The sequence below is a fragment of the Sulfurovum sp. MH2-6 genome, from assembly GCF_058374785.1.
The window spans coordinates 675,799-692,458 of the sequence record NZ_CM178170.1; the positions used below are offsets into that span (position 1 = coordinate 675,799).

Sequence of the window (16,660 nt, forward strand, 5' to 3'; positions counted from 1 at the left end):
TTAACATCTTGTGTCATCACCCTTTGGGGTTATCTTAGAACTTATACGTTACTCCGAAGTTCCATGAATAAAATTTATCATTCCAACCATTGACACGCGAATCAAATTCTTCATCATCAAAAAAGAGCGTATAGTCAGCAAAAGCAGAGAAGTTGTCACTAATATCATAGCTTAAACCTGCACCCCATTGGAAACTGGAATCTGAAAGTTCATCTCCATCTTTAAGCTCAAACGATGTTTGCCCATAACCGAGAAGTGCGTAGAGTGTCACCTTGTCGATAGAATAAGAAGGTTTTGCATAAATTGCAAGATTGCTTACAGAGATATCTTCATCATATTTGTTTCCGTTAAGTTCAACGGAAGCATCACCTATACTAAAAGTATATCTTCCTTCAATAGCTAGATAAGGAAGAAGTTGATACCCGGCAAGTATTGTTGCCCCTGTCCAGCTCTCCTCTCTGTCTGTATCTCTTGAATATGCATTTCCGTTTACCTGGCCATTCACCTGTGTGTCATCATGCTGTATAGCAGATACTCCGGCGCCTATATAAAACCCTTCAAGTAGATTACTTTCAGGTATTTCAACATATGGTTCAACACTTGGTTGTACACGTTTAGTGTCACCTCCCGCACTGGCAATGCTGGAAACAACAAAAAGTCCGATTAGAGAATTTTTAATGATTTTCAATTTCTCCCCTTTTTCTGATTTAAGATAGTAATCCATCTAAGAATTACTTAAGTTTAAATTATAACGGATGGATAATAAAAAAGTGTAGATTTGAAGAGTAATTGAATGAGAAAGTTAAAAAAAAATTATATTTTTGTTTAACTATCACCCTACAGGGTGATAGTTAGGAGGGTTACTTATAGTTCTTGATCGCTTTTTCAAGGATCTCTGCAGCAGCAGCTTTATCTTTGAAGCCAGATACTTTTACCCATTTGTTCGGCTCAAGCATTTTGTAGGTTTCAAAGAAGTTTTTGATACGGTTAAGTGTGTGCTCCGGTACATCTGCAAGATCTTGAATCTTTGCATAGGTAGGATCGATCTTTTCAGTCGGTACTGCAAGCAGTTTCTCATCCCCGCCGCTTTCATCTTCTGTCATCAATACACCTACAAGTCTACATTTGATGTAAGAACCTGCTTGAAGCGGGTAGTCACAAAGTACAAGTACATCAGCAGGATCACCATCATCAGAGAGTGTATTTGCTACAAAACCGTAGTTTGCAGGGTAGTGCATCGCCGAGTAGAGTACTCTATCCACTTCTACAGCGCCTGAATCTTTGTCAATTTCGTATTTGATATTTGAGTTTAACGGTACTTCGATGATCGCTTTTACAGCATCTGGGCATTCACCCGGTCCGATTTTAGTAATATCCATTTGAATATCTCCCGTGAAAAATTTTTGTGATGATACCATAACTATTTTAAATATGGTAAATGGTGTCGATTTTGATATCATGTATGATTAGATCCGTCTGAAAATCGATATCAAAATATTGAGACAATTATATAGGGAAGGATATCCTTAACTGTAGGTTTTTCTATACCATAGATAGTAAAATGCAGTCAGGATAAATCCGAGGCCCAGAACCATGGTGATCATCTCCAGTTTCATTCCCCACTTTGAAGCATAACCGATAAACATTGCCGTAAGTACATTGGAGATCATAAAGAACATATCATTATAGGAGATCACACGTCCAAGGTATCTCTTCTCCGTATACTCCTGTATCATCGAGTAGGTATATGCCCAGAGCGTGGTAGTAAAGAGCCCTACAACGAAGATCGCTATCAGTGAGCTGTAGAACGCCTCCTGCAGTTGGCTCCAGGTAAAGATAGCGATCCCCTGAAAAATGAAAAACCAGTGCAGGTTATCCTGGTTGACCAGTTTTGAAAAGAGTATCGATCCGAATAGAAGCGCGATAGCACGCACCGCATTCATCCATCCTATGGCTAAAGCAACAGCGATCACCTCCTTATATTTAAAATCGGCAAGGAGGGTCACCAGTGCATCAAAACTTGTAAGGCCGATACTGGCATGCAGCAGGATCAGGTGCAGGATCCTTGGGCTTTTTCTGAGATAGTTAAACCCATCTTTGAACATTTTCCAGTTCGAGTCGGTATGTTCTGTCTGTTCCATATGTACTTTGAGCCCCAGCAGCAGGATGACTGCCAGTCCATAGAGCAGTGCATCGAGGATAAAGGCAGCATCGTATCCCATATAGTGTGTGGCAAGCCCGCCTACGGCCATTCCCGATGCATAACAGAGTGACCAGATGACCGAGTGTATCTCATTGGTCCGTTGGAGCATCTTCCCTTTCAGTATTTTTGGGAAGAGGGTCATCTCTGCAGAAAAGAGCATCGAAGCTGCACCGGAGCGTATGAATATCAGAAGCATGAGTATCCATACCTGGTTCAAGGAATCGATCCAGATAAAACCCAATGTCATCACTATCTCTATCAAGAGCAGGATAAACATCAGTTTTTTAAACTCGGTGCGGTCTACTACGATTCCCGTGATCGGTGCGAGGATGACTGCCGGCAGCATTCCCATCGCAGCAGTAAGGGCGATCGTGATCTCACTCGCCCCGTAAGAGACAAGCATCGAAAATATCGCCACCTGTGAGAACCATGTCCCAAAATAACTGATGAGTTGTATCAGAGAGAGCCGTCTGACAACAGGATGCTTCAGTGCTTCTATATAGTCTTTCATTTAGAGATTACTCTCATCATGGAGACCGTAGTGTATCCCTTTTTGATCAAGAAGATCGGTATACATTTTAAAGGCCTGATCGGCCAAGGTTTTATCATAGGAAGCGACGGAGAGAGAAACCCTCCATCCGTCACTGTAGAGTTTTGGCAGAGAGGAGAACTCTACACCGGTGGGCATCTGCTCCATGATATCAATAAAGAGATTCTCTTTACAAAGTGCGGTGAGTGTATGGCGGTAATAGGTCTGGCCCTTGGGAATAAGCCTGGCTAAAATCTCTTCAACCATCGGATGGCTCATTTCAGGAAATCCCGGCATAAAGAAAAAGCGTTCATCCAGGCTGAACGCAGGCATCTTGTTGACGGGATTGTCCAGGAGTTTTGCACCTTTGGGAAGTTCTGCCATACGTACAGAGTAGGGGTAGGCCTTTTCTCCAAGCTGATCCACTATGATCTGTTTTGCTTCATCATGAACGGGGAGGGTACCGTCTCTGAGTGCGATAGAAGCACATTTTCTTGTGTGGTCATCCGGAGTTGACCCGATACCGCCAAAACTGAAAAGTACAGGATTGGGTTGTGAAGCGATAAATTTGATCGTCTGTACGATCAGTGCAGGGTCATCCTCAATAATAAATGAACCTGTCAGTTTATAGCCTTTTTTTGCCAAAGCGGTGGCAACAAAGTCAAAGTGTTTGTCTTTTCTTCTTTGATTGAGTATTTCTGTACCGATTATCAACGCAAAAAAATTCGGAAGAGTCATGGCATTCCCTTTAGAAGATGGTTTTGTAGCGTATTATAGCCAACTAGATGGAATTTTTTGATTGATTAAAAATTAATCATAAAGGTGGTAATTCAAACGCTATATCTAAGCTATACTTTTGTCAGGAGGAAGAGAAATAACGTCGATAGTTTATCGGCTTTATTTGTATTTACAAGTGCCTGAAGATCCTCCTTATTTCATGATCAGTTTCATTTTTTCTATTATTGTCCACTTCAGGTACTTGTAAATACAAAGGGTATCTTTCCTTTATCTCTCACTTTTACTCTCTCAAGAAGAAAATAACAATGGGTTAAAACTCTATATTGTGACACGCTGTATTATGTTATAATGAAACAAGATTACAGATCAAAGGAGTTGAAATGCAAAGCGTAGATATCAAAAAAATGTTTTTGGCATTTGCTTTAATGTTAGTGATGATCGGATGTGCACAACCTAGCCCGAATACCAAAAAAGGTGCGCTTGTGGGTGCAGCGAGTGGTGCTGTTGTATCAGGTGTTACTGGCGGAAATGTCTTAAAAGGTGCAGCAGTCGGTACTGTGGTTGGTGGGACAGTAGGATATATTTCAGACCAGTAAGCGTAACGGCTGAGTACTGAAATATCAAACAGTAGAGAGGAGTTTGATTACTCCTCTATATAGTTCTTGAGTTTTCTACCGACTTTCGGGTGTTTGAGTTTTTTGATCGCTGAACTTTCGATCTGGCGTACACGTTCACGTGTTACATTGAGCTCTTTACCGATCTCTTCGAGCGTTCTGTCACTCTCATCTTCGAGCAGTCCGAATCTCATACGGATGACTGCTTTCTCTCTCTCGTTCAGTTGATCAAGAACATCATCGATCTGGAGGTTCAGGTCATCCTTAAGGACGGCATCGGTAGGACTGAGTGTGTCTTTATCTTCAATAAAGTCCCCGAATCTACCATCATCTTCATCCCCTACAGGCGTCTCAAGACTCACCGGCTCTTTTGTGATCTTAATGACATTTTTCACCTTATCTACAGAGAGCCCTACCTCTTCTGCGATCGTCTCAAGATCAGGTTCACGACCTGTCTCCTGAAGATGTTTACGAATGATCTTATTGATACGGTTGATCGTCTCGATCATGTGGATCGGAATACGGATCGTACGTGCCTGGTCTGCGATCGCACGGCTGATAGCCTGACGGATCCACCATGTCGCATAGGTAGAGAATTTGTACCCCTTCTCATACTCAAATTTATCAACGGCTTTCATCAGCCCGATATTCCCCTCCTGGATCAGGTCAAGGAACGGAAGTCCGCGGTTCGTATAACGTTTAGCGATCGATACAACCAATCTCAGGTTTGACTTTGCCATACGCGTTTTTGCTTTTTCGCTTTTGTTTTTACCCTGACGGATCTGGTTGAGTACCTCTTGAAGCTTCTCTTCGCTCAGGTCAAATCCGCCTTTACTTGCTTCACGTGTCTCAAAGAGTTTTTTGATCTCCACGTACGTACTTACCATTGTGGTTTCCGGTACGGCATCAATGATATCGTCTTTATCCATATCAACAATATTATCAAGAATCTTTTGGTGATTCTTTCTCAAAATATCATTAAAGAGCGGGAGTTTGTACTCAAGACGCTTCAGCTCTTTCTCAAAACTGTCATCGCTTGTGAGCGCTGTCTCCATCGCTTTCACCAATTCATTGATCAGTTTCGATGTCGGTCCGAGATTGATCAGGGCACGCTTAAGCAGCTCTTTTTTGAAAGCTACTTTAAGACGTTCATGAAGTACTTTCTCTTCATCCCCGCCGTCGTCGATGACCTTATGCATTTCGTCACGGGATTTCATCCACTCTTTTTTTGCTTTTTCCAACTGTTTAAAGCTGTCTACAACCTGTTTGACCCTGCTGTCATCTTTTGGTGAACCTTCATTCTCATCTTCATCCTCTTTGTCACTGCTTTTCTCATCTTCAAAGCTCTTAAAGAGTTCTTTTACCCGTCTTTCACGATTTAAAAGAGGGCCTTTATAGTTAAGAATATAGTCGATCAGATAAGGGACAGAACAGATGGCATCAAGGATAATATTCTCCCCTTCCTCAATTCTTTGAGAAAGTTCAACCTCCTCTTCTTTTGTGAGTAGAGGGATTTTACCCATTTCACGGAGGTACATACGTACAGGGGAGTCAGACCGGCTCCATTCAAGCAGCTCTTTTTCCTTATGCAGGTCAAATTCATCTACCTCTTCGCCTGCTGCAAGCTTTTTTCTCGCCTCTTCCATTTTTTCAGCTTGCTTTGTTGTGAGAAGTTTGGCATATTCAGATGAACTTACGATATCTATTTTATTATCAAGAGATAATTTAAGAATTTTTTTGGTTTGTGCAGCGGTGATCTGTTTATTAAACTCTTTGGCGATGTTCTCAAGTGTAATCACATCACCCTTTTTTTTGGATGCAAATAGTGCCTCTACGCTTTTCATACTGTCTTTTGCTGCCATTATGTTCCTTGTTTGTGCGAGTGTGTTCAACTCAGTGAATATTAAGGATGGATTATACCGAAATTTTGTTATAAATGATAGGGGTGATTTGGTGATTTCTGTTTTTTTGGCTATAATCGCGAAAATATTTTTGGGGCAGAGCCTCATTCTAAGGAATAGATTTTGCAAGGTAAAGTTTGGAAATTTGGTGACAACATCGATACAGATTTGATCATCGCAGCAAGATATCTTAATACTTCTGAGGCATCGGAATTGGCAAAACACGTGATGGAGGATGCAGATCCGTCATTCGTGAACAATATGAGTGAAGGTGATATCATCGTGGCAGGTGAAAATTTCGGTTGTGGTTCAAGTAGAGAACACGCACCTATCGCACTGAAAGCAGCAGGTGTTGCGGCGGTTGTTGCACCTACATTTGCTCGTATCTTCTACAGAAATGCCTTTAATATGGGACTACCTATTTTTGAACTTCCGGAGGCTGAAGAGATCAATGAAGGCGATACGATCCGTATCGATATGGATGCAGGAGAGATTATCAATGTAACACAGGCAAAGACCTATAAGTTTACACCTATTCCTGAGTTTATGCAAGAGCTCGTTGATGCAGGCGGATTGATCAATTATGCAAAACAAGAAATCGCAAAACAACAAGTGTAAAAAGGGTTATATAGTATGAGTAACAGTTATAAAATCGGCGTGATTAAAGGTGATGGGATCGGTCCTGAGATCATTGATGAGGCGATCAAAGTATTGGATGCTGTATCAGTAAGAGAAGGATTTACTCTAAGATATGAAGAGATGCTTCTTGGGGGAGCAGCGATTGATGAGACCGGTGTACCGCTTCCGGATGAGACGATCCAAGGAGTAAAGAAGTGTGATGCCGTACTTTTTGGTGCAATCGGCGGACCGAAATGGGATAACCTGGAGAGACATCTCCGTCCTGAAACAGGTCTTCTCGGTCTTCGTAAAGAGATGGGAACCTTTGCAAACCTTCGCCCGGCGATGGTGTATGATGAGCTTGTCAATGCATCCAGCCTTAAGCCGGATGTGATCAAGGGTGTCGATATTATGGTTGTACGTGAGCTTACCGGGGGTATCTATTTTGGTCAGCCAAGAGAGCTTCATGAAGACAAAGCGTTCAATACGATGATCTATACGCGTGAAGAGGTAGAGCGTATCGCCGTGGTTGCATTTGAAATCGCAATGAAGCGTAACAAACGTATCTGTTCTGTAGATAAAGCAAACGTACTTGAAGTAAGCCAGTTCTGGAGAGATATCGTTGAAGAGGTAGCAAAAGATTATCCGGAAGTGGAACTTTCCCATATGTATGTGGACAATGCCGCAATGCAGCTGATCCGTGACCCGAAACAGTTTGATGTCATCCTGACAGGAAATATCTTCGGTGATATCCTTTCGGATGCAGCAAGTATGCTGAGCGGTTCGATCGGTCTTCTTCCAAGTGCAAGTACGGGAAAAGGTGTAGGTCTTTATGAACCGATCCACGGTTCAGCACCGGATATCGCAGGTCAGGGGATCGCCAACCCGCTTGCGACCATCTCAAGTGCAAGTATGATGTTGCGTTATGCACTCGGTGAAGAGAAAGCTGCAGATAGAATCGATGATGCGATCAAAAAGGCACTGGCTGAAGGTTACCGTACAGGCGACCTTGGTGACTATGATGCAAAAGAGATCTGTTCATGTAGTGAGATCGGTGATATTATCGCTGATTATGCATCGAAATAGAACGTAAAACGAACAGAGTCCATTTTACTCTGTTAATATCGGGTTTCCCTCAGCGGGAGGCTCACACGACGTGTCGTGTTTGAGAAGCACTGCTTCTCCTTTTCTTCTTTTAATTTATCTTCACTCCTAAAGGGAAACAATGGAAACAAGAGCAAGGGTTCTGATCGACTGTGATGATGCTAAAGGTTTGGTCTATAAGATATCAAAAGTTTTTTTTGAAAAAGAACTGAATATTGACTCCAACCGTGAATTTGTAGATAAAGAGACGGGTAGATTCTTTATGCGTACGGTAGTAACGGGAATCTTTGAACCTGATGAACTCTCAAGCGAGCTGAAGGGTATTGCTCCGGAAGCAGATATCAGAGTGATCGTACCTAAGCCAAAAAAGATTGTGCTGATGGCAACCAAAGAGTCTCATGCCCTCGGTGACATCCTGATACGCCATGCTGACGGTGAGCTGGATGCAAAGATCGAGTGTGTTATTGCCAACCATGATACTCTTGAAACACTGGTCCGACGTTTCGATATCCCGTTCTTTTGTATCCCTGCAGACGGAATGGACAGGGAGGAACATGAAGAGAAGGTGATGGAGCTGATCGATACATTTGAGTTTGACTTCATCGTTCTTGCCAAATATATGCGTATTCTAACATCAAAATTTGTCAAAGCGTATGAGAAGAAGATCATCAATATACACCACTCATTCCTTCCTGCATTTATCGGTGCCAACCCTTACAAACAGGCCCATGAAAGAGGGGTTAAGATCATTGGTGCTACGGCACACTTTGTGACGGATGATCTTGATGAAGGGCCGATCATTGCTCAGGATGTGATCCCCGTCAATCACCGTATGGAGTGGAGGGATATGCAGCGTGCCGGGAGAGATGTGGAAAAAGTAGTACTCTCCCGTGCGCTCTCTTATGTGCTTAATGACCGTGTGTTTGTCCACGGAAATAAAACGATCGTGTTTTAATCATGTTTAATATTGTACTTGTAGAACCGATGATCCCTCAAAATACGGGGACGATCGGACGTCTCTGTGTCAACCTTGGTGCCACGCTGCACCTGATCAAGCCGATCGGTTTTGATATCGATGACAAGGCAGTGAAACGTGCCGGGCTTGATTACTGGAAGCATCTTAATCTGGTAGTCTGGGAGAGTTTTGAAGCGTTCCTGAAAGCGCATCCCATAGATGAGCATACCCATATGGCCACGACCAAAACAGACAAGCTCTACTTTGAGGCAAGCTTCCAAAAGGGTGACTATATTCTCTTTGGTTCTGAAAGCAAGGGGATCGATGAGAGGGTACTGCTTGAACACCCCGAAAACTGTATCACCATCCCGATGGGAGGAGCAGGCAGAAGCCTGAACCTGGGGGTCAGTGTAGGTATCGTCACCTATGAAGCACTGCGCCAGAATTATGAGGGATTTGAAAAAATCACAATCCCTAATACATTAGAGTGCGACTAGTCGCATGAGCCGTCCGCTTAGGACAATTGCGTGCTTAGGGGCTTTGCCTCTGAGCAAATGAGCATAAGTGGTTTGAAAAGATCACCATTCCCAATACATTAAAGGAGAGCTGATGCCTTTTGGAGATATCGTCTATATTTTTGCCTTTGTACTGTTTGCCTTTATGACCTTTGTGATTATCAGAAACTATTTTAGAAACAAGTTTGATAATGAGGGAAGACGAAAGGATATGAAGAACACGAAAGATGAGAATAAGTCGTCATAGTTGTTATATCAAAAATTAAGGATTCCCGATGATCTCTGCTAAATATCTTCATTATGTGCAAGCATTTTTGCTTTCCGGGTTTATGAGTTTTATCATGTCCGGGGCTATTTCGTTTATCAATCTTGGTATTGTGGAGCAGTTTGTAGCTGTTTGGATGCGTGCATGGATTGTGGCCTGGGCGATTGCATTTCCTTCGGTGCTCTTAGTCTTCCCTTTTGCACGAAAGTTGGCTCTGAAGATCGCTTCAAAGTAGACGGATATGTTCTTCCGGTACTTAGGATATACTCTAACTCCGGAGTGAAAACTCCGCAGGTACTTCTATGCTGCTACTATGACTAACCCCCTATTTACCAACATTTAGGTAAAATCACATATCATTTATCTGAATAGGAATCTAAAAGATGGCACAACCACTTCTTATCGAAATCGGTGTTGAAGAACTACCGGCGATACCGTTACTGAAGATCGTAAAAAATATCGAAAAATCTTGGCAAAATCTACTTGATGAGTATAAGCTCAGCTGTGAGTTCGAGTTTATCTATACCCCTAGAAGATTGGTGCTGAAGCATGCAGCGATGCCGGAGAAACAGGAAGATCAGACGATCGAGTTGATGGGACCTCCTGTGGCTGCAGCGTTCAAAGAGGGTGAACCGACCAAAGCTGCTGAAGGGTTTGCAAGAAAGTGCGGTGTGACTGTGGATGAACTGGGACGTGCAGATAACAATGGCCGTGAAGTACTTTTCTTTAAAAAAGAGGAGAAGGGTGCCCAGACCGCTACCTTGTTACAGGAGATGCTTGAGAAGTGGATCGCATCCATGGCATTTGGTAAAATGATGAGATGGGGCTCAAGAAGTGATGAGTTTATCCGTCCTATCAGATGGCTGCAGGTAAGAATGGGTGATGAGTCTGTATCTGCAGAACTCTTTGGTGTGCAAAGCGATACGAAGACGTATGTTCACCGTATGGTCAACTATGATGCCGTTGAAGTTCCGACTATCGATGCCTATGAACAAGTATTGGCTGACGGTGCGGTCACACTCTACCCCAAAGAGAGGGAAGCGGCTATCCTTGAACAGTTCGATGCACTTGAATCAAATGAAGGGATCTTTATCGAAAGAGATGCTGATCTGCTCGCAGAAGTCGTTGCGATCACGGAAAACCCGAAAGCACTGGTAGGAAAGTTCGATGAGATGTTCCTTGAGCTTCCGCCCGAAGTGATCATCACCTCGATGAAAGAGCATCAGCGCTACTTCCCGGTATTTGAAAATGGCAAGATCACCAACAAGTTCGTAGTAGTAAGCAACGCCTATACTGAAGACTACAGCAAAGTGGTTGCCGGGAATGAGCGTGTATTGAAACCGAGACTCGCTGATGGTCTTTTCTTCTACCGAAACGATCTCAAAAATGGTTTGAGTACAGAGGGACTGGAAAAAGTTCAGTTCATCGACGGTCTTGGAACGCTTACAGACAAGATCAGAAGAGAAAAACGTATCGCAATGCGTCTCCTTGGTCTCTATATGGAGAGAGTGGAAGCCCAAAGCGGTAAAGAGAATGCCGCACTTGAAAAAGCGATGGACAGAGCTGTAGAGCTTGCAAAAGCGGACCTGATGAGCGAGATGGTGTATGAGTTTACTGAGCTTCAGGGACTCATGGGATACTACTATGCCAAAGCACTCGGTGAAGAGGAAGTCGTCTACAATGCGATCAAAGAGCAGTATATGCCTGTAGGTGAGGGTGCGGAGCTTCCAAGCAGCATCTTCTCGGGTATTGTAGCGATGGCGATCAAACTGGATACGCTGATCGGTCTCTTTAGTGTAGGGATGATCCCGACAGGTTCAAAAGATCCATTTGCACTTCGCCGTGCGGTCAACGGTATCGTACGTATCGTCACAGCGTATGACTTGGCATTTAATATCGAAGATATCATCACACTGCTCAAAGATGAGTATGCAGCGTTCGATACGCAGCTTCTAAGCGACTTCATCATCGAGCGTATCAACAAATCGCTTGATGCCAACCCGTCAGTGATCGCAGCCGTTTTCGCATCAGGTGAAAGAGATATCAATGAGATTTCCAAAAAGGTTGCAGCACTCAATGAGATCGTAAGCAGTGATGTCTTTAAAGAGCAGTTCTCTACCTTCAAGCGTGTGGCGAATATCTCCAAAGATGTCGATCTGGATGCAGCGATGAAAATCGATACGACGCTTTTTGCAGAAGATGCGGAAGTAAGTCTCTATACTGCCTATGAGAAAGTGATCAACTCTACCTATAAGGATTATAAAGAGGAGCTTGAAGCACTCTTCGGACTGAAGCGTGAACTGGATGCGTACTTTGATGATGTGATGGTCAATACCGAAGATGAAGCACTGAAAAATAACAGGCTCAACACGATCGGTTCTATCTATAAGACCTTCAGAGATATCGCGGATATCAAAGAGATCTCTATCTAAATGTCCTCTATCTACGATACCATCATTATCGGCGCAGGGATAGCCGGGGCAAGTAGTGCCTATTTCCTCTCCCAGAAAGGGCAGAAGGTTCTGGTCCTGGATAAAAACGGTATTGCGACCGGCGGGTCGGGAGCTGCGGGGGCGTTTGTCTCTCCGAAGATCGGTAAAGGTTCCCCTCTTCAGCAGCTGACCAATGAAGCGTTCGTCTTTGCCAGAGATTTCTACCTGGAGCACTTTCCCCACTGTTATCACCAAAGCGGTGTCGTACGTATCCCCAAAGATGAAGCGGATGCGAAGAAGTTTGCCGAGTATGAACCTCACAATGAAAACAGCTACAGCAGATGGGATCTGGAAAAGCTCAAAGCCCACCATATTAATGTACCTTTTGAGAGCTTCTTCTTTGATGAAGCGGGTGCCTGTGATGCACCGGAGACATGTGCTGCACTCCTGGAAGAGGTAGATGTTCAGATATCTGCTATCGAAAAAATTTCCTATCGTGACGGAGTGTGGGTATGCATTCCCACTCAGGAGAGTGGGAACGAGGGGTCATCTCTCTATCAGGCGAAAAATATCGTGTTGGCTACGGGATATAAGAACGATCTGTGTGATATGCGATATATGGGGGTGAAGGGTACATGGGGAACCCGTGGTGACTTCCGCTCCCAGCTGCCTATGAAGGTCAGTATGCACCAGTCGATGTCCGTCTCTGCCAATATTAACGGGATTATCCGCCTTGGTGCAACCCATGAAAAGGGCGTGAAGGAACCTATCCCATGTGAGGAGGCACAGGCACTCTCTCTGAAAGAAAAAGCTTCCAGTATGGTGGATACTTCGGATATGGAACTGGTAGAGACCTTCTGCGGAATGAGGGCGGGAAGCAAGGACTACTTCCCTTTGGTAGGGAGAGTGATCGATGTACCGACGATGCTGGAGGCTTACCCGACGATCGTACGTGGTGCCAAGCCTGAACCAAGGTATATAGACAACCTCTATATCTGCAATGGATTGGGTGGTAGAGGATTTGTTTTTGGCCCAATGATGGGCAAAATGTTGGCTGATCTTGTCGTCGATGAAAAAGAGCCGGATCCCCGGGTCAATTCAGACAGGCTCTTTTTGAAGTGGTGTCGGAAATCTCCGGAATTGGACGATATGAGATAAATAGGTTTTTCAAACATCCATTTATTTTAGTTGAGGCGGTGTTTCTCTCTTCATTTTTTTCTCAAAGAGAGTGATGACTTCGTCACCGCTACGCTTCACTAAGAGAAAAAACGAAGCGCCCTGACGTTATAGGTCATCCTTCGGCGGTGCACAAGTGCACATCACCTCTGGTTCCGTAGCTAAAATCGTGAAACTATTCACGATTTCTTAACGCTACTCATCGCGTTGCTTTTCTGGCACTAAATTCCGATACCCCTGTCGCTAAAGCGTAAGTGGGGTACAAGGTCGTTCGAGATGACAGAGGCACACTCCGTGTGATTAATTAGAGTTCCCATTTCTCCCATTGTGGGATTTCACTGATATGGGGGAAGCCGTCCAGGATCTCCTGGGGTTGGAATTTCGGCTTGTAGGCAAAGGCTTTGCACCCGTCTACCCAATAGCCGAGATAGATCCATGGAAGATCAAGGATCTTGGCAAGCTGGATCTGATAGAGCAGCGAGTAGGTACCGAGTGAAAGCCTTGGATAGTCAGGGTCATAGTAGAAGTAGATGGCACTGATCCCGTCATCAAGTACATCGATGAGGTCGACACCGATCAGTTTGTCTCCATCCATATAGAGTATCTCTTTACCAAAGTCATAGGCTCCGTCAACAAAGTTTTCATAGTATTCCCGTTGGGAGATATTTCTGTGGCTCCATCCGTCTTTTTGATGTTTGAACGCATGGTATTTGTCATAAAGATCAAGGTGGGCTCTGGTCATCGTAGGTTTTTGGACAATGATCTTGGTCTCTTTGTTGCGGTTGATCGCTTTGCGTTGTGATTTGCTAGGCTTGAAATCAGGCACGTTGATACGGATACTTTTACATTCGTTACAGCCGTTACAGATCGGATGAAAAAAATATTTTCCAAAACGTCGCCATCCCCGGTCGATCACAGCAGTCGTAAAGGTTTTGGAGGCATGGTTGACATACTTATAGTGCATACGTACAGTTCTGTCAGGCAGGTAGGCACACTCATAGTCCAACATGGAGAAGTCTGTTGATGGTGGGTTTAGTAGGTCTAGCTCTTCATTCATTACCGCGATTATACAGAAAATAGTGTAAAATTATTAAAAACTATGGAGTTTTATGTTTCTTTATCAACCGACTTCGGGATACTGTTACAATAGCGACTCGATCTTTCTTTATGATTTTATCTCCTCTTTTCAACCTAAAGGATCACTGCTTGATGTAGGATGCGGGGTTGGGATCATCTCACTGCTTTTAAGTCGTGACTTCCCGGTAACAACCACTGTGATCGATAAACAGCAGAAGATGCTTGACTATGCGGTACATAACTTTCATCTGAACCGTATGGAGGTTAAAAGTCATCTGGGGGATTTTACAGAACTTCAGACGGATGAGAGATATGACTATATCATCTCCAATCCCCCTTTTTATGATCCGCGCGTGACACAGAGCGAAGATACACATCTCAATATTGCACGCTATGCACACCATCTGCCTATTGAAAGGTTCATTCGAAGAGTGAAGACCTTTTTGAAGCCCAAAGGGTGGTTTATCTTCTGTTATGATGCCAAACAGATTGATCTGCTCTTGCATCATCTCACAATAAATGGTATAAAGGCAGAGAAGATACAGTTTGTACACTCCAAGATCGACAGAGAGTCCAAACTGGTCATGATCGCAGCGCGCAATAATTCAAAATCTATGGTACAGGTATTGCCGCCCTTTATCGTATTTGATGAAGATAGCATCTATAGGCCTGCGGCACAAAAAGCGTTTGAGAGAGCCGGAACGCATAGTATCAAAGGTGACTTTGATGTATGTGAAACAAGTAGTAGGTAGCAGGTTTGGTAAGCATTGCTCGGCAATGCTTTTATTGGATAGAGAAGATGTCGCGTAGGGTGGGTGATACCCACCACATGAGGCATATTGTATCGTGTTACATCGTATGCCGAAAGGCCGAAAGAGTATAGAAAGGATTGTTGTGGAACTGTTGTCAGAAGAAAACTATAATTACAAGTTTGACCCCTCTGCCTGTGAGGCATGTGGAGGGCACTGCTGTACGGGAGAGAGCGGATATATCTGGGCCAAATATGAAGAGATCGTCAAAATGGCGGACTTTGTTAACCTTAGCGTAGAAGATTTTGCTACAATGTATCTAAGAAAGGTGAAACACCGTTATTCGCTGATAGAAAAAAAGCTGAGTGAAGAGAACTATGCATGTATCTTTTTTGATGAAACAGTTAAGCGCTGCAGTATCTATCCTGTCCGTCCTAGACAGTGCCGTACATTTCCCTTCTGGGAACAATTTAAAAATGATGAAGATGAGGTAAGGAAAGAGTGCCCAGGTATCGTATAATCCTAGCTGCTATTGTTACTTTTGTTATGTTGAATGTATCTTTGCAGGCCAAAGAGCAGATCATGGTGAGCGAAGATTCCTTGATTATCAAAGCACTTTGGTTTGATGATCTGAAGGCGTATGAATACAGCAGACCTATCTATGGAGAGCTCTTTGACCGTACCGGCGAGGAGGAGTTCCTTTTCCGTGAGATGCGCTCCGCACTGCTTAGCCGTACGTTTATCAATGAAAGCATTGACAGGCTGGAACTATGGGATAAAAAACATCCGGATACCCTGGATGCAAAACGTCTGTTGATCCCTTTGTATCTTACGGCAAACCAGGGAGAGCGTGCCCAAGAGGAGTCCATGTATCTTCTTGAAAGGTCTCAGCAAGTAATGGATCTTGAGCTGGTCTCAAATGCACTGCTTTACAATGCAGAGTTTGAGAGGGCATTGCAGTTGCTTAAGCGGGTCTATGATGAGACACTGCATGAGGGCATCCTCTTGAGGGTTGCGACGATCATGGATGAGTATACCGGGCAACGTAAAGAAGCGATCGCACTGTTGGAAACCCACCGGCGTATGCATATCTCATCACAAAGTGTCTATTTTAAACTGCTCAAACTCTATATGAAAGAGAATGATATCAACGGCCTTATCAGTACCTATGAAGCGCTCTATGAACTCGAAGGTGATGAGAACTATATCCGAAAGATCATTGATGCCTATGTCTATAAGAGGGATCTTGAAGGCGCTATGGCATTCTTGGAGAAGCATCGTGAAGGGCATGAGGATATCCTCTATGATCTCTATAAAGTGACGAGATCTTATGAAAAAGCGATACTTCTGGTCGATTATTTTTACAGTCAGGACAATGATGCCAAGTGGCTTGCAGAAAAAGGGATACTCCTTTTTGAACAGGCAGAGGACAAAGATGACAAAACAATGCTCAAAGAGGTGATCTCTCATTTTGAAAAAGCGATAGAGGGTGGGGTAGATGACAGTATCTATCTTAACTACTACGGTTATACTCTGATCGATAAAGAGTTTGATATCAACAAGGGGATCAGTATCGTTGAAGATGCACTCAGACAACAACCCGATAATACCTTTTATCTGGATTCACTGGCTTGGGGATATTATAAACAGAAGAAGTGTAAAAAAGCCTACGAGTTGATGAAAAAAGTCATAGAGAGAGAAGGTCTTGAACAAGAAGAGATCAAAGATCATTGGGATGCGATTCAAAACTGCAAATAAGTGAGCGTTCAGCGTTTAGCGTTTAG

The 16,660-nt window shown here is 43.6% G+C and carries 18 protein-coding genes; 12 read left to right on the forward strand and 6 right to left on the reverse strand.

Annotated features, from left to right (window positions below; genetic code table 11):
• Window positions 1-34 precede the first annotated feature (34 nt).
• From AC4JOV_RS03395 to AC4JOV_RS03410, 4 genes are all read right to left on the reverse strand, one after another.
• Window positions 35-724 (reverse strand): porin family protein, encoded by a 690-nt coding sequence (locus tag AC4JOV_RS03395; protein WP_229936551.1) that lies wholly within the window; start codon window positions 722-724, stop codon window positions 35-37.
• Window positions 725-860: 136 nt separating this feature from the next.
• Entirely contained in the window at window positions 861-1,379 is a 519-nt protein-coding gene (ppa, locus tag AC4JOV_RS03400) for an inorganic diphosphatase (protein WP_197549336.1), read from the reverse strand.
• Window positions 1,380-1,526: 147 nt separating this feature from the next.
• The gene (locus AC4JOV_RS03405) at window positions 1,527-2,714 is read right to left on the reverse strand and encodes an MFS transporter (RefSeq protein WP_229936550.1); all 1,188 of its coding nucleotides are present in this window, start codon (window positions 2,712-2,714) and stop codon (window positions 1,527-1,529) included.
• On the reverse strand, window positions 2,715-3,470 hold the full coding sequence (locus tag AC4JOV_RS03410; protein WP_229936549.1) for a competence/damage-inducible protein A: 756 nt from the start codon (window positions 3,468-3,470) through the stop codon (window positions 2,715-2,717). It abuts the gene before it with no gap.
• Window positions 3,471-3,850: 380 nt separating this feature from the next.
• Here AC4JOV_RS03410 and AC4JOV_RS03415 point away from each other — a divergent pair, with 380 nt between their 5' ends.
• Complete coding sequence (locus AC4JOV_RS03415; protein WP_229936548.1) at window positions 3,851-4,066, forward strand: YMGG-like glycine zipper-containing protein; 216 nt, start codon at window positions 3,851-3,853, stop codon at window positions 4,064-4,066.
• 47 nt (window positions 4,067-4,113) lie between these two features.
• On the opposite strand, the gene rpoD is transcribed toward AC4JOV_RS03415, so the two are convergent.
• A complete protein-coding gene (gene rpoD, locus AC4JOV_RS03420; protein WP_256444124.1) occupies window positions 4,114-6,093 on the reverse strand; it encodes an RNA polymerase sigma factor RpoD in 1,980 nt (659 codons plus the stop codon).
• A 15-nt stretch (window positions 6,094-6,108) separates the two neighbouring features.
• Between rpoD and AC4JOV_RS03425 the strand changes: the two genes are divergently transcribed.
• The 8 genes from AC4JOV_RS03425 to AC4JOV_RS03460 all read left to right on the forward strand — a co-directional run bounded on the left by AC4JOV_RS03425 (window position 6,109) and on the right by AC4JOV_RS03460 (window position 13,032).
• Window positions 6,109-6,603: a 3-isopropylmalate dehydratase small subunit gene (locus AC4JOV_RS03425; RefSeq protein ID WP_229936546.1), complete on the forward strand. Its 495-nt coding sequence runs from the start codon at window positions 6,109-6,111 to the stop codon at window positions 6,601-6,603.
• Between the two features lie 15 nt (window positions 6,604-6,618).
• Window positions 6,619-7,689, forward strand: a complete 1,071-nt coding sequence (gene leuB, locus AC4JOV_RS03430) for a 3-isopropylmalate dehydrogenase (protein WP_229936545.1) — start codon at window positions 6,619-6,621, stop codon at window positions 7,687-7,689.
• A gap of 139 nt (window positions 7,690-7,828) precedes the next feature.
• Window positions 7,829-8,662: a formyltetrahydrofolate deformylase gene (gene purU / locus AC4JOV_RS03435; protein WP_229936544.1), complete on the forward strand. Its 834-nt coding sequence runs from the start codon at window positions 7,829-7,831 to the stop codon at window positions 8,660-8,662.
• Window positions 8,663-8,664: 2 nt separating this feature from the next.
• The gene (locus tag AC4JOV_RS03440) at window positions 8,665-9,159 is read left to right on the forward strand and encodes a tRNA (cytidine(34)-2'-O)-methyltransferase (protein WP_229936543.1); all 495 of its coding nucleotides are present in this window, start codon (window positions 8,665-8,667) and stop codon (window positions 9,157-9,159) included.
• Between the two features lie 112 nt (window positions 9,160-9,271).
• Complete coding sequence (locus AC4JOV_RS03445; protein ID WP_229936542.1) at window positions 9,272-9,424, forward strand: hypothetical protein; 153 nt, start codon at window positions 9,272-9,274, stop codon at window positions 9,422-9,424.
• Window positions 9,425-9,452: 28 nt separating this feature from the next.
• Complete coding sequence (locus AC4JOV_RS03450; RefSeq protein WP_229936541.1) at window positions 9,453-9,677, forward strand: DUF2798 domain-containing protein; 225 nt, start codon at window positions 9,453-9,455, stop codon at window positions 9,675-9,677.
• A gap of 148 nt (window positions 9,678-9,825) precedes the next feature.
• Window positions 9,826-11,874: a glycine--tRNA ligase subunit beta gene (gene glyS / locus AC4JOV_RS03455; protein ID WP_229936540.1), complete on the forward strand. Its 2,049-nt coding sequence runs from the start codon at window positions 9,826-9,828 to the stop codon at window positions 11,872-11,874.
• Window positions 11,875-13,032, forward strand: a complete 1,158-nt coding sequence (locus AC4JOV_RS03460) for an FAD-dependent oxidoreductase (RefSeq protein ID WP_229936539.1) — start codon at window positions 11,875-11,877, stop codon at window positions 13,030-13,032. It abuts the gene before it with no gap.
• Between the two features lie 322 nt (window positions 13,033-13,354).
• On the opposite strand, the gene AC4JOV_RS03465 is transcribed toward AC4JOV_RS03460, so the two are convergent.
• Window positions 13,355-14,107 carry an arginyltransferase gene (locus tag AC4JOV_RS03465; protein WP_229936538.1) on the reverse strand — a complete coding sequence of 251 codons (753 nt, stop codon included), beginning with the start codon at window positions 14,105-14,107 and terminating at the stop codon, window positions 13,355-13,357.
• A 52-nt stretch (window positions 14,108-14,159) separates the two neighbouring features.
• On the opposite strand from AC4JOV_RS03465, the gene AC4JOV_RS03470 reads away from it, so the two are divergent.
• The 3 genes from AC4JOV_RS03470 (at window position 14,160) to AC4JOV_RS03480 (ending at window position 16,634) form a co-directional block, all read left to right on the forward strand.
• The gene (locus AC4JOV_RS03470; protein WP_229936537.1) at window positions 14,160-14,879 is read left to right on the forward strand and encodes a tRNA1(Val) (adenine(37)-N6)-methyltransferase; all 720 of its coding nucleotides are present in this window, start codon (window positions 14,160-14,162) and stop codon (window positions 14,877-14,879) included.
• A gap of 106 nt (window positions 14,880-14,985) precedes the next feature.
• A complete protein-coding gene (locus AC4JOV_RS03475) occupies window positions 14,986-15,396 on the forward strand; it encodes a YkgJ family cysteine cluster protein (protein ID WP_491522180.1) in 411 nt (136 codons plus the stop codon).
• A gap of 26 nt (window positions 15,397-15,422) precedes the next feature.
• Complete coding sequence (locus tag AC4JOV_RS03480) at window positions 15,423-16,634, forward strand: tetratricopeptide repeat protein (RefSeq protein ID WP_491522181.1); 1,212 nt, start codon at window positions 15,423-15,425, stop codon at window positions 16,632-16,634.
• Window positions 16,635-16,660 lie beyond the last annotated feature (26 nt).